Origin of the sequence: Siminovitchia sp. FSL H7-0308 (assembly GCF_037980985.1) — a bacterium.
In the GTDB taxonomy this organism is placed as follows: Bacteria; Bacillota; Bacilli; order Bacillales; family Bacillaceae_C; genus Siminovitchia; species Siminovitchia thermophila.
Window position 1 is genome coordinate 3612099 of sequence record NZ_CP150282.1, and the last position, 21088, is coordinate 3633186.

Genomic DNA, 21088 nt, shown 5'->3' on the forward strand with positions numbered 1-21088 from the left:
TTTGCTTACCTTTATTTGTGGCGGACCTCAAACATGATGCACCCGTTAGGCGATTTCCAAGGCCCATGCGGCATACCGGGCGGCCTTGATGCCGCCATGCCTTTCGTAAATTCTTTCCTTAAAGTCAGGTCTATCACTGAACCTTCTATAATATATATATGTTCCCAATATTCGTGATATTGTATCCCGTTTGGAGAAGTATCCACCCCCGGCTCAAACTCTAATACCCTAACCAGTTCTCTTTCCGAGTCCTTTGATAAGATTCTTTCCCATAAACCTTTTACCTTTCCCTCTATTTGTTTACGTGGGAACGCTTCATAAGTTGTAAATTCAAGCTCTTGTCTACCCATTTACTTTTACATCCCTCCAAAGATCAATATAAGTCCGGCACCCGGCTTTTGAAGATAGGAACCTCCTTTCTCACTTGAACTACCTTTGATAGATTGACATCCTGTACTAAAGTCTCTTCTTGATTGTCTTGTCCTTGCTTTAAAATATCCCCCCAAGGGTCAATGATCATGGAGTTCCCAGCATAAGTAACATCATCTACATTCCCGACGGCATTACAAGAAATGACATACATTTGATTTTCTATCGCCCGGGCTATTTGTAACGCTGTCCAATGATACTTGCGTGGCGTTGGCCAGGCTGCCACCACAAACAATGCTTGTACCCCTTGTAATGCCAGAGATCTGGCTAACTCGGGAAACCTTAAATCATAACAAATAATGATCCCCATCTTGATTCCATCCAATTCAAATACCTCGACCGCCTTTTTCCCGCCCGTTACATATAAGTGTTCATGTAACATGGGGACTAAATGGATTTTACTGTATTCATAAACAACCTCTCCTTCCCTATTGAAAATGAAGCTTGTATTATAAATATTTGTCTCTACGTTATGAGGAATGGAACCGCCGATTATATTCACTTTATATTTTTTGGCAAGCTTGCTTAAAAAAGATTTCGTTGGTTCTCCATCGGGCTCTGCAAGGGCTTTCAATTGTTTGAGTTTAAATGAAGAAGTCCACATTTCCGGTAAAACAATCGTATCCGGATTTTCTTCTTTCATGACTTTTTCTAGCCAACTTTGTACTTTTAACCTGTTTTCAGCTGGTTTTCCACCAATCACTTCCATTTGGTATATGGCAATTTTCAAGTTTGAACACTCCCCAATAAATTTTTAATTGTATATTCCATTAAAATGTTACGTTTATGAATAGGATCGGTAATTGTCATTCTAAATTGTTCTCCATATTTAAACCCGCACTTTAATGGAACAGTTCCCGAGAAAAAAATCGAGTTCGCCAACGGCACGCCCTTTCTTTCGAGGAATTTCATAATATCTTCAAATGAAAGGATCGATGATATTTTGTCTTTTTGATAAGGTATCCATCGATGATTGATGTAAATATCAGAGGATAGTTCCAGCAAATCCCAATGTTGAATAACATCTTTCAAATTCCAGGCTTTTGTTGCAAAAGGCTTTTGACAAACTTGCTTTGATTTATGAATATCTGTTGCCTCCAGCTCTCGATCCGTATGATCACTGCCGACAGTTACATAAATTTCATCTGTTCTCCCGCCAAATATGATCACAATTTCCGCTTCGCCGCTTGTTTTGTCCCCGACCACTTCAATCACTTTATTTTGAGTGACATTATTTAAACTGAGTGGATAAAGTGTCGGTATCTCTATCGGTCTTGGAACACCTATTTCTTCCAACTCTTTAATATGATCCATCGTTTTCTTCTTATCTCTTCCGGCATATCCAATGGCATAAACCCGGCTAATGGCCATTTCCTTTTTCTTGCCATTTAACGCCAATGAGAATATTTTTTTATCCATGGCTGTCTCCTTCTCTTTTTTGTATACGCTTTCACACAATTTAAAAAAATCATCAATCCGTAAAATTCCTCACACTATCTACAGTAGACAATAAGTGGTTCTCCATCACTTTGATGGCAAGCTCACCGTCTTTCGATTCCAAAGCTTTTACAATATCCAAATGTTCTTGAATAACCTCGGTAATCCTGCCTTCCTTCATTAAAGCTGTATGCCCCATTAATCTGGCCATATTGTATAGTTCGGATAAAAACTGCTCTAATAGCTCCTGACCTGCAAACTGCAATATTTTCCGGTGAAATAATTGATCCAATTCTATGAACTTAATACTGTCATTACTAGCAATCACTTTCTCTTGCCGTTCAACAATTTTATATAATTGCCGCACTTCTTCTTCAGTAATGATGTCAGATAAAATTTTTATGCCTTGTACTTCAATAGATGTTCGTAAAAAAATGATTTGATCCATTTCTTTTTCTGTAATCTCTCTTACTTTGAAACCTTTTCTAGGAATGTGAACCATCAATCCTTCATTGATGAGGTCAGCAACCGCTTCTCTGACAGGAGTTCTTGAAGTATTTAAGGAATTGGCCAACATTGTTTCTGTGAATATTTCCTTATGACTCAGTTCTCTGACAAGAATCGCTTTCTTTAGTTGCTCATAAACCATCTCTTTCGTTGTTTTTCTATGTATAGGTTCCATCCCCAACCCTCGTTTAACATCCATCAAAAACGCCCCATTTTTTTATTTTTTGTCTGCGTACTCTGTATGATGTGTTATGTATACATAATACATCAATAAATATAAAATTGTCAATATATTTATTGATTTCTAATTCAATCGCTTTTTTTGCGTAAAATAAAATACAAAGCTGCGCACTTCGCATGTGTGCAGCTTTGTATTGATTGCAGACATTCATCCATGGCTATACTTGGCAGAATTCATGAGAACGGACCAAAAGGATGACCTCTTTGCAGTCTTGTCAGACAACTTCTCCCATGTCCGGCACAATCGCTCTCACAGCTACCCGCGCGTCCTTGTTTGTTCCCATTTCTTATCGCTTTAGAGTCGAGCGGCTATCATTCGGCGAAGTCTGATCCTTCGCTAAAAAATAAACGGGCCGCCCCGCATTCCGGATTTGGCTCAACTGACGAGGATTTCCTGCTACACTTCATCTTCCCGTGTACCCAAGCTCCATGGATATGTTCCTTGCCGTTTCTTCCGTTTTGATTTGAGCATATTTTTTATGTTCACCAGACAGTCTGGTGACCGGCCCGCTTACACTTAACGCGGCGACAACACTTCCCTCCCGATTATATACAGGATAGGAAATTCCTACCGTACCGACATCCTGCTCCCCATAGCTGATGGAGAAGCCATTACTGCGTATTTCCTCTAATTTTTTTAATAACTCTTCGGCATCTACCACTGTATTGTCAGTAAACCGCTCGAAGCTCATTTGCGAAATCACTTTCTCCTGCTCCTGTTTGGGCATATAGGCAAGAAGCAGTTTGGGGCCGGAACCAAGTGACAACTCGGACCTTCTCCCGACTCTTGTATATAAACGCAATGCATGGTTGCTTTCTACCTTTTCAATATAGACAGCTTCATTTCCTTCGCGAACAACCAAATGGACCGTTTCATTAATATCGGCCTGCAACTTTTTCATAAGAGGCTTTGCGACTTTGCGAAGCTCCAATTGATCTGCGACAATTCCGCCCAACTCCAACAGTTTAAGCCCTAATCTATAGCGAACATCTTGGTCCGAATGCTTGTTTTTCGTTAAAAACCCCATATATTCAAGCGAAGAAAGCAAACGGTATGCTGTTGGTTTAGGCAAGCCCGACCGTTCCGATATTTCACGTAACGACAAGTCGGTTTCACCTTCCGTAAAATAATCCAATAACTGTAATGCTTTCACAACACTCTGATTCATAGTCCCCGCTCAACCTCCCCTAAAACCCGCCTATTCGTTCTCTCACATTGATGCGTAATATGTGACGGCTTCGTTAATTTACTGACGCTGATGATCACGATACACGCGGAAGTCAATGTTGGTATCATCTGGGCAATTCCTTTTGAAAGTATGTCTGCCGCCTGTAGGATCCCGCTAACCACAATGGCAATTCCGGTTACAAACCGCCCCACCGAAAATACCATGCTCATTATCATAATAAGCCCTCCTGTACCGCCAGCCATTACATGGGCAATTCATCATTTCCATTATATAGGAAGCACGCCAAATTCCAATAGGAACAGACAAAGCCCCCAAAATGATGACAAGCAGTTTGGTTATAACGAGATTTGCCAGGGTATATGAAACCGATCTCAAAAGCGTCATCAGCTTCCTATCATGCCACATCACTTTCGCTGATCAACTATGCCGCACGGCGCATAAAAGTTAGCTCTCATTCCCGCCCGCAACCTTCGTGTTACGAGGGTTCGTTATTTTAGCGGAAAAAGCGGTTCCGGAATCAGTTATGCTGTTTACTCTTTTGCCTGATAGAGTGAATCGTGTCATTCAATGAGATTTGCTCGGGATTCGTCAGCACCTCAATCACGACGGGGCTGTCGGAGGCAAGCGCGTGTTCGATCGCTTTCGTAAATTCAACGTTTGTTTTAGCCCTAAAGGCTTTTACCCCGAGCGCTTCGCTCACTTTTGCAAAATCCACATGATTTAACTCTGTTCCGATCACCCTTTCAGGGTAGTGCATCTCCTGGTGCATCCGGATCGTTCCATACATACTGTTATTAAAGATAAGGGCAATAACCGGAACTCCGTATCGCACTGCTGTTTCAAGCTCTTGGATGGTCATCATAAATCCGCCATCCCCCGACAAGGAGACGACCACTTTATCTGGATGGGCCAATTTCGCCCCAATGGCCCCAGGCAAGCCATATCCCATTGCTCCAGATGTGGGTCCGATATAAGTGTTGGGCTTTTCAAAACAATAAAAGCTATGAAGCCATCCAGCAAAGTTCCCCGCATCATTTGTGATGATGGCATCTTTCGGAAGCTTCTCCTGCAAAGTTTGTATGACACCTCTCATCTTGATCCAATCTTCATCTTCATTCAAATCCTTCAGCATGTCTTGCTCATAATCCGACCTGCGGCTCTTCGTCCAATCTCCCCATAATGCGTCAATATTTATTGTTAGCAACTCTTTTAAAGCGGATGTGGCATCTGATACAATCCCTATCTGGGGGTTACGTACCTTTCCCAATGTGTCGTAGTCTATGTCAATATGAATTAATCTTTGCTCAGTGGTTGGAAAACGATAATCCTGAGTGGTGATTTCCGAAAGACGGGTTCCTATCGCTAAGACGACATCGGCTTCTTTCATTGTGTTTATAACGGAAGGAAATGTACTCAATCCCGCATGGCCGACATACAGTCTGTGGTTATTCGGAAAAACATCTTGGCGGCGAAATGATGCTACTACTGGAATATGAAGCTTTTCTGCAAATTCAACGAGCAACCGTTCCCCATGAGAGGCAATGACCCCGCCTCCCGCTATAATGACAGGGCGTTCTGCATCACCCAATAATCTTTCCACTTTCTCCACCTCTTCCGAAGTTGGACGCGGAGAAGGAACATCCACCGGAGGTCCGATATTCATAACCGCTTCTTCACGGAGCACATCTTCCGGAAGCGAAACGACTACAGGTCCCGGGCGTCCTGACTGGGCGATTCTGAAAGCGCGGTGTATAAGCTCTGGAGTCCTTTCGGCATCTTTAAGTTCAACTGTCCATTTAGCTATATGGCCAAAAAATTGATCTAAATCGACCTCCTGAAACCCTTCACGCCCGCGGAATTTACTATGCACTTGCCCCAGAAAAACGACCATTGGCGTAGAATCTTGGTAGGCAGTATGAATTCCAATCGCCAGATTGGCTCCGCCCACACCTCTTGTAGCCATGGCCACCCCCGGCTTTCTCGTCGCCTTCCCATAGGCATCCGCCATAAACGCCGCTCCGCCCTCATGCCTCGCGGAAATCAGTTTAATGTGTTGCGAATCGTAAATACTGTCCATCAAGGGCAAATAACTTTCTCCCGGAACACAAAATACGTGTGAAATGGTTTCTAACTCCATGCATTTCACGATGGCATCAGCCACTGACATTAACTTGGTCATCATGCATAACCCCTTTTTAGTCTATTTCCTTTCAATACAGTACAACTCTCTCATCAATGAACAAGTTCATCCGCAGTTCCTAATGGCTGCATTTGCAAACGTCCGCAGTCCATGGAATGACTCCGCTTTCAAAATATCTGTTAGCGATCTTTTGGAAACGGCTTTCCAGCTACGGCTCCTTCATAAACTTGCATTCCCTTTTCGTACTCCATCTTTTCTGACTGGCCTGTTTGATACGCCACCTTTTTTACTATTAGATTCCGAATGGACTTCTACTAATGCCGCTTATTATGTACATCTATTATTTCCTGTTATAGCAACCAAGGGGCAGCGCGGAGTCTTTAGCGCTTTAAAAATCCGGGTCCCGTCATAACTGTTTTTCTGTTCATAAAACCCAATGAAAAGACCTCCTTATGTCATGCAAACCTATAGTTTCATTTATTGAAATGATATTTCATTTTACGAGTCAAGTATAACAACTGATTGTATAAAACTCAATCATTTTTTTCTTCAAAGATTGTCTTTTACCTTTACAAAAAATTTGACCTTTGCTTCAACTTATTTATATTCAAATAATTCAAACTATTCCTCATCCTCCTCATCTTCCTTAAATATGGCAAACCCGGTGAGGGCATAAATAGCCGCAATCAGCGGAGACAATAAGGCAAAAAATGCATATGGCAAATAAGCTAATGTCGAAACACCCAAAACCCCGGAAGCAAAAATGGCCCCAGACGACCATGGAATGACAAATGTAGTAATGGTTCCGGCATCTTCTAAAGTTCTTGAGAGAACCCGTTTTGAAATGTTTAATCCTTCATAAGCCGAACGGAACATTTCACCTGGTATCATGATGGCGACATATTGGCTGGCTGATAGCATATTGGTTAAAAAACAACTGAATATGGTAGTAAGAATCAATTTGGCCTGCGTATCTACAAAAGAACCCATTTTGCCTAAAATGACAGAAATAACAACTGTTCTCTGTAAAATTTCACTGAGGCTAAACACAAGGATGACTAATGTTATGACAGTAAACATACCTGAAATACCACCACGCTGAAGAAGCTTATCGACATCTTCCACACCTGTTTGATATACAAATCCCTCCATGAAAGAGTTTAATATAACGCCGGCCCCAAAAGACGGCTGAAAAATAAAGGCCTTCAAAACCGCCGCTAATGAACCCATATTTAAGGCAATGACAGGGGAAGTTTTTTTATGATGAGAAAGATTGTGAACAGCGGAACCAATAACAACACTGGATGAATCGTAAAGTGCTCCATTAATGTTTCCGTCATGAGTTCCGTTTTTCCCGAATTGTCATCACTCCCGTACCTTAACCCCAAAAGCCAATATAAAATACAAGAGATGAATACTGCGGGCAGAGTTGTATATAACATGGAATGAATATGTTTAAAAATATTGACTCCCGCTACTCCCGAGGCCAAGTTTGTCGTATCTGAAAAAGGCGTCATTTTGTTCCCGAAGATCGCACCTGAAATGACCATCCCGGCAATCATCGGTGCTGGTATTCCCATTCCAATACCAATCCCTATAAAAGCAATTCCCAACGTTCCAATCGTTGCATAAGAACTCCCGGTAAAATACATAACGATGCAGCAAATGATAAAACCTGTAATGAAAAAATAAGAGGGACTTAATATATGCAAGCCATAATAGATAATTGCCGGTACAATGCCCGATACAACCCAAGTCCCTATAATCATCCCAACACTCATAAGAATCAAAATAATGAAAACAGAGTTTTTCGTTCCCTGTATGAGATAATCTTGAATTTCGACTAATGTGAATCCGTTAAATCTCGCTAATAAAACAATGAAAAATAGGGCGATAACAAACACGCTGACGACAGAAAATTTAAACTAGGCCAATCCCACAATCAATACTATTGCAATGATAAAGATATGAGCTAATGCATAAGCAAATGAAGTATCTCTCCCATTCTTCATGATCATACTTCCCCTCACTTTTTTATGTAAGGCCGTTCATACAGAAGAAAGTTCCAAACTTCGTATCATTGAATCTTAGTGTGGATCTAAAATAAAGTTCGATAATTTATAAAAAAGGCTGATCATTTATAATAAAGATTGATAAAAACATCTATTTTATTGAGTATTTCTTTGTTCAATAAACGCGCCCTTATAATAGAAGAAGATTTTCGAATAAAATTGGATTTATTATGTTATTATTGTTTTGAGATTTTGTAGAAAGTTGCCATCTAAAGAAGCAGAACAGAATAAATGGATTTTTGTGGTGATGTAGAGGCAGATTGATAAAGGATGATGCACAAATGAAAAATATTTTTAATCAATTGCATTCAGAGGAAATTTTAAACCGTATTGACAAATTAAGTCCAGATTCACAACCACAATGGGGAAAAATGAATGTTTCCCAAATGCTAGCGCATTGTTCATCTTTTCAAGACATTGCAATGGGAAATTCTTTTCCACCAAGGGGTTGGTTAGGAATAATAGTAGGGAGGTTTGCAAAACAAATCATGTACAATGACAAGACATTGCCCCATAACATGTCTACTATTCCAACCATTTTGATTACAAATGATAGAGATTTTGAGACAGAAAAAGAAAAGCTTAAACAAAAAATTACCATATTCCAAAATAACGGACCAGAGAAGTGCACAACTCATCCGCATCCTTTTTTTGGTAAACTCACTTCTGAGCAATGGGGTAAAGGAATATACAAGCACCTTGACCATCATCTTAAACAGTTTGGAGTTTAGTTAATCACAAAAATAATCAAACTTTTTTATAAAAGGATGCTTCAATTGAATATAGAAAAAGCGTGTTTTGATCAATCTTCTTTCAAAACATGCTTTTTCTATTTGCTCTTTTATCAAGGTTTATTAAGTTAAATTAATCAAACTTTATTCCAAGGCTATACTTAGCAAATCAAATACAAAAGAAAGGAGCACTGTAAAAGAACTTATTCTAAAGCGACAAATGCGGACCCCGTCACTCAAATCGAGTCCTCTCCCCCAATTGAAAAGGTTCTGATAATCGCGGCATAGGGAGCGACAAAGCATAAGTGGGGTTAAGTTTAGTTTCGATCCAATACTCATATAGGGAATGATTGGCGGGGCTTTGGCGGACGCAAAAATTAAACTCTAAAATGAACTTTTTCTCTAAGCGTTCTTGTTATCCCCCAAAACAGAAAGCGATATAAAATTACAAAAACAACAAACAAATAAATAAATTCGAAAATAGAAAAAGGCTCATAATCTATGAAATAAGAATTAGCATATACCAAAATCAAAGATGAGAGCTCTGTTAAAGAATCTTTTAATCCATTTTTCTTATATAAACTTCTTAACGATTCTAAATTCAAAAAGTCATGAAGCTTCCCACTGCACCAACCTTTCATAAAGCCAAAAGCTAACAAATAAATTCCTAAAGCAGGTCCAAAAGACAGATCTATAAGTCGTGTCACCAAGCAATAAATGATGGTGAATAAAAATAAATACACGTTAAATGCCCCCTTTATTTACTAGCAGTTTGTTCAAAAATGTAGACCACCTAAAAAAGAAAAAACACCTTATAATAGACGGATAAGTGCTACCTTGTACAAATCCGTTAAAAAAGGATAGCTCTACGGAAAGCATACACTTTTTACGCCACTTGGTATACGAAATCCCTTTTGGGAGAAGCTTTTTTTACAACATGTTTCTATATGCCCTGCTGCAAGAATACCAGGGAATAAAGGCAATAAGCGATGATGCTCATGAAAAGCTTCGTAAACAATGAGTACCGAGCCATATTCCAGAAAAAACAGTCTCGTTCATGCCAATTGTCTTTTGTACATCTGGCAATCACTTACACAGTATTCGCATGCTGGACTTTCCTTTGCAGAAAATGATACATGCAGAGTCCCCATTCAACCGACATACATTCCCATTCAATAGAGTCATATCCTTTATTACTAAATGACATTTTTGATGGCAAGTCTATAGTATCGAATCTTAAAAACATTAAAAAGGTGAGTGTGCACCTGCATTACTCACCTTAGTGTTCTTATGCTTTGGAAATAATCATGGAATATTCACATTATAAGTCAAACTCAATCCAGGAATATTCCTGCCTAGCCAAACTTTTCTTATATTTTTTTCAACTGCACGTTTTACAGCAGCTGCTGTACCAGCAGTAATGGGATTAACAGCAAACTTTTTAGCATACCACCCTACATAACCTGCCGCAAAAGCACCGGCAGCCCATCCATTCATCTTACGAACTTTAGGACCTAAGTTAATGGATATACCAACAAATCCATAAGGTTGAACTTTTGAAGTTTGTTCAGGTTGTAATTCATCAACCGCCAGTAACATTAGATGAGCATCTTCCTCTGACACTCCTAACTCATTAACTAACGTATCACGATCAGCCGCAAATGTAAGGTTCCCATCTTCTAATTGTTTAACGCATAATCATATACGGCTTTTCCGATCTCTCCCAACACATCCAATGCGGTTTTTGAAGAAACATTTTCTGATAAAACGGATATAATCATTGTCCGTTGTCCCGTATATAAAATACCAGCATCATGTTGGCGGTTCAGATCCCATCCAGTCTTATGAGCCAGTTCCCACTTCGGAATCTCTCCGGCGATTTTTCCGGATGGACTTGGAAGCTGTGATGGAAGACCATTTCTATATTGCTGCCATTTCATGATTTGAATCATTTGTTCACATGCATGCCGGGATACAAGTTGACCCGCGGCCATTTTTCTCAACATGAAAGACACATCAGCCGCCGTAACGATATTTTGCAAATGCTCACGTGCTGGATAGACCATCAGCTTCCGTTGAAAGCGGCTGTTTTTCATCCCCGCTTCCAATAAAGTTTGCTGTATCGCTTCCATTCCGACCAGATCAATGAGCATGTTTGTAGCTGTGTTATCGCTTTGAACGATCATAAGAACCAATAAATCATATATGGATAACTCAATGCCGGGTGTTACGTATTGCAAAGCACCCGCACCACCGACCTGATCCCCTTGATTCATGCTTACACAGTCGCTTAATCGCAGTTGCCGATTTTCCGCGGCGGAAAAAACGGCTGCCATTATCGGAATCTTAATAATACTTTCAGCAGGGAATGGTGTATGTGCCTCATATCCCCAACTGATATCGTTCTGTATATCTTCTATCATGATCCCCCAATCTCCGCCCGCTTGCTCCATGAGTTTTTTAACTCGTATTTCCACAGTTTTCATTTACCAGTCTCCTAATGATGGTTATGTGTTGATGGTATCAGGTGATCTCTTCGAATGATTCGTCCTGCTGTTTCTCCCATGTATTTTCCATCTGATACAGTCCATTTTCCATTGACGAAAACGTGACGAATGCCTGATGGCAACTGATGTGGATTTTCAAATGTGGCACAATCCATCACTGTGGCCGGATCAAAAACAACGAGATCACCCCAGTACCCTTCTCGAATCATTCCTCTATCTTTTAAGCGCAGTAATTGGGCAGGCGCACTGGTCATCTTCCGAATAGCTTCCGGAATGGAGAAGATTTTCTCTTCTCGGCCATACTTGCCCAATACGCGTGCAAATGACCCATATAGTCTCGGATGCGGCTTTCCGCCGAACACACCGTCTGATCCGACCATCTGCAACGGATTTTTCATCACTTTCGTTACGTCTTCTTCAACGCCCCAGTGAATGATCATCGTAGCCGCAGCTTCCTCTGAGATCAGCAAATCCATTGCGGCGTCTGCTGGGTCCTTCTGCTGTATCTCTCCTATTTCTTGTAAGCTCTTGCCCTCAAATTTCTTGTTTTCATCCAAAACGACAGAGGCGATGACAATATGATCCCATCCATTATTTCTGACCGGATTATCGTACTCTCCATTATGGAGCATTTCTTCCTTGATTTTTTCACGTAGATGCGGCTCCCTTAACCTGTTTAAGATGGCCTTTGTACCGCCCGCTTGCGCCCAAGGAGGTAAAATAGCCTGAAGCATCGTGGAAGCAGCCGTATATGGATATTGGTCAAACGTCACTTCGATTCCTTCCTGCCGTGCTTCTTCTAATTTGCGCAAAGCCTTTTCGAGCTTATCTCTATTGATTTTCCCGCAAACTTTAAAGTGGGAAATATGCAAGCGAATACCCGATATTCTCGCAGCCTCTATCACTTCATCAAGCGCTTCTAAAGACAAATTGCTTTCATTTCGAATATGAACAACAAAGCAGCCATCATACTTTGCGGCTCCCTTGCATATTTCAGCCAGTTCCTCCAAGTTTGCATAGGCACAAGGAGGATATTGGATTCCCGAAGATATTCCAAAAGCGCCCTGACGCATTCCCGCTTCCACCCACTCACGCATTTCCCGGCACTCTTCTTTTGTTGCCTGGCGACCTTCAAATCCCATCACAAGCGTCCGAATATTGCCGTGCGGAATTAAATAAGCCGCGTTGCCAATCATATCGGCCGTCTCCAAAAAGGACAGATACTCTTCGATCGTTTCCCACGGCCAGTCCCCGATATCTCCGTTTAGACCTTTTAACTGTTTCTGCCATTCCTGCTTTGTATGTTTCGATACAGGAGCAACAGATATGCCGTCTTGCCCAAATAATTCCGTTGTGATTCCTTGAAGCACCCTTATTTTATGGATCTCCGGATTGGTGCATAACAAATCGGAATGCACGTGCGGATCGATAAAGCCGGGAGAAACGATGCAGCCTGAAACATCAACTTCTATTTCCGCTTGTTCAAAGACGAGTTTAGCCAATCTGACGATTTTTCCTGAACGGATGCCCACATCCAGTTTTGTCCAAGGATTTCCGGTCCCATCACATACCATCCCATTGCGGATAATCACATCATACATAGTTGGTGTCACCTTCCCATCATTCCTATCATCCTTAATCCTGCCTGAAGATATCCGATTTCCCGCCGCCAGATCAGATCTGGCGGAAGCATCACTCTCGTCAAATACAAAGGGGGGTATCGCGCTTTTCGCTCCCCAATAATAAGTGACAAGAGATATCAAGGCTACAATAATTTGATCCCATGGAGCCGCAATCCAGCCATTGCCGCCAAAAGTACCAGCCCAACTCAGTATGATCATGATGACATTGTAAAAAACGAGCCATCATGCGGCAGTCATTTGTATCCTCAAGAGAGAACCCGGCTTTTTCTTTCCTTTCCATATAGCGATATATGCCACACTCCAATAATTAATGAGGAAAAAGACGATTAACAAAAATAACTGGTAAACCATCCAACCGCAGTTGGATTTTGGGAACCAAGAGACGGCCACCACACGTACAAAGGGATTGACAAGTTTTTATATCCATTATTGGCTATTTGTGTGCATACTTCAACCTTCATTAATCCAGTATGTTTTGCTCATATGGAAGCCTTGAATATTCAGCAAAAAAAAGAGCCTGTCCCCTGTAAGGACAAGCTCATATGTTCCAATTACTTTTTAAACAACCTCGGCAACAATTCCTTCGGCACCACAATCCTCACTGTTACGAGCGGGTTTACGATCTGGCTGATCCGCACGTCACAGAGCATGCTCAGAAGCCTGTATGCTTCCTGGAATTCGAGCGACAGCTCTTGTTGCAAATGCCCGACAACGCGTTTCGATCCCTTGCGAATCGCTTCGTCCAACGTTTTTGCCGAGGCTAAAAACATGAAGGAATCCGCGGTTTCAACGACAGGCGCTTCAAGTGTCCCGCCTTTTACCGCTCGTACCGTTAATGTCGTCCTGCCGCCAATTTCAACACCGGTTCCATCCAATTCTCCATCTCCCATGGAGGCGTGAAGATCACCCAGGGCAAATAAAGCGCCATCTTGGAAAACCGGAAAATACAACTTGCTTCCTATCGTAATATCTTTCGTATCCAAGTTCCCGCCATGATCTCCGGGTGAAGCACAATGGACACTTCCGGAGGCTGGAGCCACTCCGATAACCCCAATCATGGGCCGCACGGGAAAAATAAAGTCTTCCTTAAAACAAATTCGCCCTTCTTTTACCGGCAAGATTTTGGTCGTCGGCTCCTCAATATGGTCACCCAAAACGCCCAAACCTTTGGATGTGACCATTATCCCACGGGGATCAAGCTCGATTTCCTCGATGTCAATTTGAAGCACGTCCCCCTTTTCCACGCCATTGACGTAGATTGGACCAGTCGCCTGATTCATCGTTTCCAAGTTAATATCCGGACGAAGCACAGTTTCACTGTCAATTTGGCCCCCATAACAATCATGGGTTTCAACGGTGATCGTCTCCTGAAGACGGACGTCTGTAATCGGCTCCATATTTGCAGAGAAATGAGTGATCGTTCTATTTTTGCTTATAAACCTCATATCCCGTTCCTACCAGCCTTTCGGAAGAACGTTAAAAATACCCAATAGCGTATAAATACCGGCACCGGTATATAAAGCAATGATCAAGGTTTGAATAGCAGGATGCGCTAGCTTACCGCATGTCCACTCCGGTTCCTTTTCTTGTATTTTCCTGGATTTATTCAACATCATGACTGGCACAATGGCCATGATGATTCCGGCAAAAGCGCCTGCAATAGACAAGGCATCTACAAACCCGACAAAACCGCTATAGGCCAAAATGAACGGTGGAACAGCAACAACCGCCAATACAATGGCACGATACTTCTTATTCGTTTCCGATGGAACTTTGAAACGGTCGATAATGTTTGTAAAATAACTTTGTCCCAACGCCCAGAAAGACGTCATCATCGCCATTAAAGCAAAGCCGTTCGCTGTAAAAAATGCCCAGTCTCCCAGCATTTCCGCCCAGGCGATCGTAACAACCTCTGTTACTTTATCAGGACCTGTCAAACCAAGCGCCGCCATTGGCACGAGCGTCAATAAAATACCTGTGATCGCCATACCGATGACAATGGCGCGCGGCAAGTTTTTAATCGTTTCTTTATCATAGCCGCGTGACAACTCAGGCACAATGTATTGCGCCAAAAAGGCAAATACGGTCAAACTGAAAACAGGGATGGCAAATTTTGGATTGGTATAAATAAGATATTCCGCTTTCAATCCCGGGCCAAAGACCGATGCCAAAATTAAAATAAGAACTAACACAAGCATCCCGAAGGTTATTACTTTTTCCGCAACCCCCGCAGCTTTTAACCCCAACCAAATAACACCGACAGCCGGAATAAAAAAGAGAAAGCTTCCCAATACATTCGGTATACCGAAAACTTCAGCCATTATTTGGCCGCTTCCAGCCGTATAAGCAATCAATGCTCCAAGCGAGTTGACGGCTACAGATAAAAAGATCAGCCAAGATCCCAGGTTCCCGACATATTTTTCCGCTAAACCACTTAGCTGCAAGTTTTTCTTTGTCCGAAGCGTCGTCTCCGCAACATAAAGCATTGATATTGTTGTAAGAATACCCGCCACAATCACCCAGAAAACGAGCACGGGCCATCCGGCATTTTTCGCACCGTACGCTAAACTCAAAATGCCCGCACCAATATTGGCACCGACAATTAATGCAATCCCTTCCAACAGGGTCAATTTCGTCCGGACAAGTGCGGACTTCCCATTACTATTTGACTCAGACAATAAAACCTCTCCTTTGCTTCTAAAAAAATTCTATGATGTCAATTTGTCTTTAAAAAAAGATACAAAGAACATTATATCAAAACAAAAAAAATGAGACCGATTACATTGAAAGGAATTTTTTTTCGTTTTTTTCCAACTCTCCCAAAACCCTTTCATATCAATAGTTTTATCATTTCCAACTGTATATAAAAAATGAATTCAAAATTTTTCATCAATACATTTTCGCCTTTTCGCCAAAAATTTGGATCCTATTTTCCACAATTTCACAATTCGGTCATATTTTTTAAAAGTAGACCGTTTAGTCCATCCTCCTTTTTAGCCACTACACAAAAACACCTCAAATTTAGCCTTAAACATTGGATACAGTTCGAAGAAGGAGAGGACGGTTATACGCGGACAGAAAAGATGATATAAAGTGAAACTTCATTCAGTAGGCGTTTTCTTCCATCTCTTACTGAATGTTAGTTGAACGAATCGAGGTGCCGCTTTCTCCCACTTTCAACTCAGGTCTTGAAGTGGTGTATATGGCACCTTACATGCGGGATAAAGTGAAACTTCATTCAGTAGGCCTCCTACTGAATGTTAGTTGAACCAATCGGGCTATTTAGGTGCCGTTTTCTCCCACTTAGACCTTTTGTATCAACTCAGGTCTTGAAATGGTGTATATGGCACCTTACATGCGGGATAAATGGAATAATGAACACAATCGAAATGTCAGATGTGGGCGGAAGCGCTTCTACGGCGGAAGAATATTCATAACTACAGTCATCTATAAAATAGAAATGAGAAGAGAGAGTTTCAAAGCACGTTATTGCACAGCGTACAGCGAAAGAAGATTTGCTGGAAAAATTTATAACGATTTCATATTTTAAAGAAAACAGAGGGCTTATTTGCTTAGGTTGTAAACAATTCTTCCAGGCCAGGGATTTTTATGGTGACATTTATTTGCACGCAACTCCAATCTTTCTTGTTTCTCGTCAATTCAAGCGTAAAAAATGGGATGTCCACGTGTGTTTTTTTGTGGTATCTACATTATGGGGGCAGGAATCCATTTTCATTCATGGGTTGAGAGCGAAAGATCATGAACGTTTTTTTATATGCAAATTGTGTGTCCCTTACATTTAGAATAGAGCCAACAGAAAAAACCCCGGACTATCAATCCGGAGCAAATGTAAAAACCCCAGATTCAATCTGGGGAAGGTATCCTTAATAGCCACTTCTATGAATCCACTTCACACCAATCCACAATCGTAGCCGCTATAATCTTAGCAGCTTCAAATATTTTTTCAATGTCAATCGCTTCATTTGGATAATGGGCAAGACCAGTCGTTCCGGGCCCAAACACAACGGTTGGCGTATCGCCCACTTGTGATAACAAGCCGCCGTCTGTCCCCCAAGGCGCCGCTTCGATCACAGGGTCTTCGTTCGTTATGGCTTTAAAGTTGCTGATCAAAGAAGTCATGAGCGGGTGATCCGTGGCAATCTCTCCCGGCACCCACCGTGCCCCGAACCATTCAATTTCCACGGGATGATCTTGAAACCATTCATCCTTCTCAGACAGCTTCTTCATCCATTGCTCCATTTCCGCTTGAACTTGTTCCATCGTTTCATGGGGAGCAATGCCAATTCGTCCCTCCAATTGCACAATGTCCGGAACAGAAGAAGGCCAGTCCCCGCCTTTTATGACTCCCATATTAATGGGAACAGGAATCGGGATATTGTTGTACAACGGATCGGTGATACGGTCGTTTCTGACTTTTTCCAATTCCTTTATATGTTCAGTCACGATGAATGTTTTATCAATCGCGCTAACGCCATGATATCTTGTGCCGCCATGGGCCGTTCTCCCCGTGATGATCAGGCGAAACCATTTGGAACCTTGCTGCTTAGGAAAAATTTTCATGTTGGTCGGCTCTGGAATAATGGCAGCATTCGCTTTATAGCCTTTCAAAATCGCGTCTAACGTTCCCGCGCCGCCGCTTTCTTCCTCCACGACACTCTGAAAAATGACGTCACCTTTCAAACGGATATCCAAAGATGTAACCGCATCCAGCGCAATCATCAATGATGCGTTACCGCCCTTCATATCCGTGGCACCGCGACCATAGATTTTTCCGTCGACAATTTTGCCGCTGTACGGATCGTCGTCCCATTGTTCATGATCCCCTTCAGGGACAACATCCACATGGCCATTTAAAATAATGGATTTCCCGCCGCCCGTTCCTTTTAAAACACCCACCACATTGGGGCTGTTTTCAAATGTTTCCCGGTTTGAATAAAAATAAGGATGTTGTTTCAATCTGTCCCCATCCAACTCCCAAACGTCGACATCCAAATCAAGGCTGTTCAGAAAAAGGGCCACATTGTCTTGCACTTCCTTTTCATTCCCCTGCGTGCTCGCCAATTGAACTAATTTTTGTAAAAATTTAATATGGGCCTCTCTGTTTTCGTCGATCCATTGATTGATACGATGTTTCATCTCCATGATTTCCTCCCTAGAAAAAATCCTGTATAACTCAATGTTAAACTATAAAGTCATATTTTCATAGATCACTGTAATTCCCATACCTCCGGCCATGCACAAGGTCACCAAGCCATATTTCGTTTTTGAACGGATCATTTCATGGATAAGAGTGACGCTTAATTTGGCGCCAGTTGCACCTACTGGATGTCCAAGCGCAATGGCTCCTCCGTTCACATTTACCCGGCTTTCATCCAAGCCCAACTCTTTTATAACAGCAAGTGCCTGGGCGGCAAAAGCTTCATTTAACTCAATTAAACCGATATCATCAAGCGTTAAGCCCGCTTTTTCCAGTGCCTTTTTCGTTGCAGGAACAGGGCCGATTCCCATGACAGAATGGTTTACCCCGGCACTTGCATAAGCTTTTATTTTAACGAGCGGCCGCAGTCCCTCCTGCTCTGCTCGATCCATGGACATCATCAAAAGTGCTGCCGCCCCGTCGTTCATGGGGCAAGCATTTCCTGCTGTGACGAGACCACCCTTTTGAAAAACCGGGTTTAATGACGCCAGTTTTTCCAATTCAACGGATTCTCTTACACTTTCATCTGTTGAGAAAAATTGAATGCCTTTTTTTGTTTGTATTTCCACTGGCACGATTTCATCCGAAAATATATTTTCCTGAATCGCCCTGGCCGCCTTCAGATGACTGTTATAGGCAAAATGATCCTGCTCTTTGCGGGAAATTTGATATTCTTCCGCAAGCCGTTCGGCGGTAATTCCCATATGTTCATGTCCAAGTGAACATATAAGGCCGTCTGCCATCAGCGCATCTTCCATAATGATGTTGCCAAACTTGGAACCCCAGCGATTTTTCACTATATAAGGAACGTTACTCATACTTTCCGTTCCCCCGGCAACAATGACTTCATTTTGCCCGGCTTGAATGGAAGCCGCCGCATTTGTGATAGCCTTTAAGCTTGAACCACATGCTTTTATAACGATATATGCCGGCGTTTCTTCAGAAAACCCTGCTTTTTGGGACGCAATTCTAGCTGAATTCAACCCGCCGCCATGTACGTATCCATGTCCAAAGACCACTTCTTCCACACCGCTTTTGGGGAAAGCTGTTTTTTCCATTAATTTTTCTAAAACTTGCCTGCCAAGTTCAACTGCTCCCACGTTTTTTAACGATTTGCCAAAAGCGCCGGCTGCTGTTCTAACGCCTGCTACGATCACTGCATCTTGCATCGTGAAATCCCTCCACTATTTTACAAAGTCGGGATCAGGGAAATTCCCGCTATTTTACAAAGGATGAATCTGAAAAATTACTGCTACTTTACAAAGGATGAATCCGAAAAATTATTGCTACTTTACAAAGTATGGATCTGAAAACTCCGCTACTTTACAAAATCGGCAACATGAAGTGCCGCCCCTGTAGCATTGATCACATCTTCCACTGTATAAGGTTCCTTAACTTCTATTAATTGCAGCCCTTGATCCGTAACCTCGATGACTGCCATATCTGTGATAATCAAATCTACACACTGTTCTGCAGTAAGCGGTAGCATACATTTGGGTACAATTTTTGGATTGCCATGTTTATCTGTATGATTCATCAATACAATGACTTTCTTCGCTTTTTGCGCTAAATCAACTGCGCCGCCCATACCGGACACAATTTTTCCAGGAACAATCCAATTCGCCAAATCCCCGTTTTCACTAACTTCAAACGCCCCTAAAATCGTAATATCCAGCAATCCGCGGCGGATAATACCGAATGCAATCGTACTATCAAAGTAAGATGCACCCGGTACAATAGTAATTGGAATTCCGCCGGCGTTACATAAGTTAGGATCTTCCTCACCTTTTATCGGAGCCGGCCCCGTACCCAGAACGCCATTTTCAGCATGAAACATCACGTTACTATTCGATGGAATATAATTGGCAACGAGAGTAGGTATCCCAATGCCCAAATTGACAACCATTCCATCTTTGATTTCTTGTGCGGCCCGCTTTGCGATCGCCTCGCGTACGCTTACTCCCATGCCCATGCCCAATTCACCCCTTCACTTTTTACGACCATATCGACAAACGCACCAGGTGTAACGACTTCCTCCGGATCCAGCCCGCCGACCGGTACAATTTCTTCCGCTTCCGCAATCGTAACCGTTCCAGCCATCGCCATGAGCGGATTTGTATTTCTTGCACTCTTATCAAAAACTAAATTGCCAAATGTATCCGCTTTTTTCGCATAAACGATTGCCACATCTGCGGTTATCGGCGGTTCAATCAAAAATGTTCTGCCATTGACCCCCACTTTTTCTTTCCCTTCCGCAACGAGTCCATTCACACCGATATCGACTAAAATGCCGCCCAAACCGACACCCCCGGCCCGGATTCGTTCCACTAACGTTCCCTGCGGAGAAAATTCAACATCTAATTTTTTCTCATGCATCAATTTTCCTGCATTCGGATTAGATCCGATATGTGATGCCACGAGCTTCTTTGCCCTGCCTTTTGTTATCAACTGGCCGATCCCAATATGCGGAAACCCGGCATCATTGCAAATTAAAGTCAATTCATCAATGCCGCTTTCTAAAATCGCTTTGATTACAGTCGGCGGATTTCCGATTCCCCCAAAGCCGCCAACCATCAGAGAGGAACCGCTTTTTATATGTTGAACCGCTTCCTGTATCGATTGTACTTTTGTCATCATCGACGCTCCTCTATTTATTAAAAGATATATGGATAACCTTGTAATCATCCTTATTCAACAATGCATTCGCTCACATTTGGCTTAAAAGAATCATTTACCGCGCGCACGGACCTTGTATCAACTTCCGGTAAATTCTGCTTTGTCGGGAATACTCGCCACTTCTCGGAAATATTATCAGTTTTTTGTGAATACTAACAACTTCCCGATAATACGATCAGCTTCCTGGGAATACTCGCACTTTTCCGTTAATACCATCAGTTTCTTGGAAACACTCACAACTTTCCGGGAATACGATCAGTTTTTTGGAAATACTCACCAATTTTCGGATTTACTCGCA

20 protein-coding genes are annotated in these 21088 nt (G+C 42.1%); 1 reads left to right on the forward strand and 19 read right to left on the reverse strand.

Annotated elements, in window-relative coordinates:
* Positions 1-11 precede the first annotated feature (11 nt).
* From MHB50_RS17050 to MHB50_RS17090, 9 genes are all read right to left on the reverse strand, one after another.
* Positions 12-350 (reverse strand): cupin domain-containing protein, encoded by a 339-nt coding sequence (locus MHB50_RS17050; protein ID WP_205179227.1) that lies wholly within the window; start codon positions 348-350, stop codon positions 12-14.
* A gap of 23 nt (positions 351-373) precedes the next feature.
* Positions 374-1159 (reverse strand): carbon-nitrogen family hydrolase, encoded by a 786-nt coding sequence (locus MHB50_RS17055; protein WP_205179226.1) that lies wholly within the window; start codon positions 1157-1159, stop codon positions 374-376.
* Complete coding sequence (locus MHB50_RS17060; protein ID WP_205179225.1) at positions 1156-1848, reverse strand: DUF2848 family protein; 693 nt, start codon at positions 1846-1848, stop codon at positions 1156-1158. The genes MHB50_RS17055 and MHB50_RS17060 overlap by 4 nt, the downstream gene beginning before the upstream one ends.
* A 52-nt stretch (positions 1849-1900) precedes the next feature.
* Complete coding sequence (locus MHB50_RS17065) at positions 1901-2572, reverse strand: GntR family transcriptional regulator (protein WP_236017048.1); 672 nt, start codon at positions 2570-2572, stop codon at positions 1901-1903.
* Positions 2573-3017: 445 nt separating this feature from the next.
* Positions 3018-3782, reverse strand: a complete 765-nt coding sequence (locus MHB50_RS17070) for an IclR family transcriptional regulator (protein WP_205179224.1) — start codon at positions 3780-3782, stop codon at positions 3018-3020.
* Positions 3779-4018 (reverse strand): hypothetical protein, encoded by a 240-nt coding sequence (locus MHB50_RS17075; RefSeq protein ID WP_205179223.1) that lies wholly within the window; start codon positions 4016-4018, stop codon positions 3779-3781. The genes MHB50_RS17070 and MHB50_RS17075 overlap by 4 nt, the downstream gene beginning before the upstream one ends.
* A 302-nt stretch (positions 4019-4320) precedes the next feature.
* Complete coding sequence (locus MHB50_RS17080; RefSeq protein ID WP_236017050.1) at positions 4321-5982, reverse strand: thiamine pyrophosphate-dependent enzyme; 1662 nt, start codon at positions 5980-5982, stop codon at positions 4321-4323.
* Between the two features lie 582 nt (positions 5983-6564).
* On the reverse strand, positions 6565-7173 hold the full coding sequence (locus MHB50_RS17085; protein WP_083717488.1) for a Na+/H+ antiporter NhaC family protein: 609 nt from the start codon (positions 7171-7173) through the stop codon (positions 6565-6567).
* A gap of 2 nt (positions 7174-7175) precedes the next feature.
* Positions 7176-7847, reverse strand: a complete 672-nt coding sequence (locus tag MHB50_RS17090; protein WP_083717490.1) for a Na+/H+ antiporter NhaC family protein — start codon at positions 7845-7847, stop codon at positions 7176-7178.
* A 449-nt stretch (positions 7848-8296) separates the two neighbouring features.
* On the opposite strand from MHB50_RS17090, the gene MHB50_RS17095 reads away from it, so the two are divergent.
* The gene (locus tag MHB50_RS17095; RefSeq protein WP_339164907.1) at positions 8297-8746 is read left to right on the forward strand and encodes a DUF1569 domain-containing protein; all 450 of its coding nucleotides are present in this window, start codon (positions 8297-8299) and stop codon (positions 8744-8746) included.
* A 377-nt stretch (positions 8747-9123) separates the two neighbouring features.
* Here the strand turns inward: MHB50_RS17095 and MHB50_RS17100 are convergent, their stop codons facing one another.
* The 10 genes from MHB50_RS17100 to MHB50_RS17145 all read right to left on the reverse strand — a co-directional run bounded on the left by MHB50_RS17100 (position 9124) and on the right by MHB50_RS17145 (position 20748).
* Entirely contained in the window at positions 9124-9489 is a 366-nt protein-coding gene (locus MHB50_RS17100) for a hypothetical protein (protein ID WP_340084280.1), read from the reverse strand.
* A gap of 562 nt (positions 9490-10051) precedes the next feature.
* Entirely contained in the window at positions 10052-10369 is a 318-nt protein-coding gene (locus tag MHB50_RS17105) for a hypothetical protein (protein ID WP_340084281.1), read from the reverse strand.
* 56 nt (positions 10370-10425) lie between these two features.
* A complete protein-coding gene (locus MHB50_RS17110; protein WP_340084282.1) occupies positions 10426-11232 on the reverse strand; it encodes a serine hydrolase in 807 nt (268 codons plus the stop codon).
* Between the two features lie 11 nt (positions 11233-11243).
* Entirely contained in the window at positions 11244-13094 is a 1851-nt protein-coding gene (locus MHB50_RS17115; RefSeq protein ID WP_340084283.1) for a D-aminoacylase, read from the reverse strand.
* 353 nt (positions 13095-13447) lie between these two features.
* Positions 13448-14341, reverse strand: a complete 894-nt coding sequence (locus tag MHB50_RS17120) for an acetamidase/formamidase family protein (protein ID WP_339164918.1) — start codon at positions 14339-14341, stop codon at positions 13448-13450.
* Positions 14342-14350: 9 nt separating this feature from the next.
* Positions 14351-15574, reverse strand: a complete 1224-nt coding sequence (locus tag MHB50_RS17125; protein WP_077111504.1) for an amino acid permease — start codon at positions 15572-15574, stop codon at positions 14351-14353.
* Between the two features lie 1219 nt (positions 15575-16793).
* Positions 16794-18059 (reverse strand): peptidase, encoded by a 1266-nt coding sequence (locus tag MHB50_RS17130; RefSeq protein WP_340084285.1) that lies wholly within the window; start codon positions 18057-18059, stop codon positions 16794-16796.
* A 42-nt stretch (positions 18060-18101) separates the two neighbouring features.
* A complete protein-coding gene (locus tag MHB50_RS17135) occupies positions 18102-19283 on the reverse strand; it encodes a thiolase family protein (RefSeq protein WP_340084286.1) in 1182 nt (393 codons plus the stop codon).
* Between the two features lie 149 nt (positions 19284-19432).
* Positions 19433-20086 (reverse strand): 3-oxoacid CoA-transferase subunit B, encoded by a 654-nt coding sequence (locus MHB50_RS17140; protein WP_077112992.1) that lies wholly within the window; start codon positions 20084-20086, stop codon positions 19433-19435.
* Positions 20071-20748 carry a CoA transferase subunit A gene (locus MHB50_RS17145; RefSeq protein WP_339165503.1) on the reverse strand — a complete coding sequence of 226 codons (678 nt, stop codon included), beginning with the start codon at positions 20746-20748 and terminating at the stop codon, positions 20071-20073. Before MHB50_RS17145 ends, MHB50_RS17140 begins: the two co-directional genes overlap by 16 nt.
* Positions 20749-21088 lie beyond the last annotated feature (340 nt).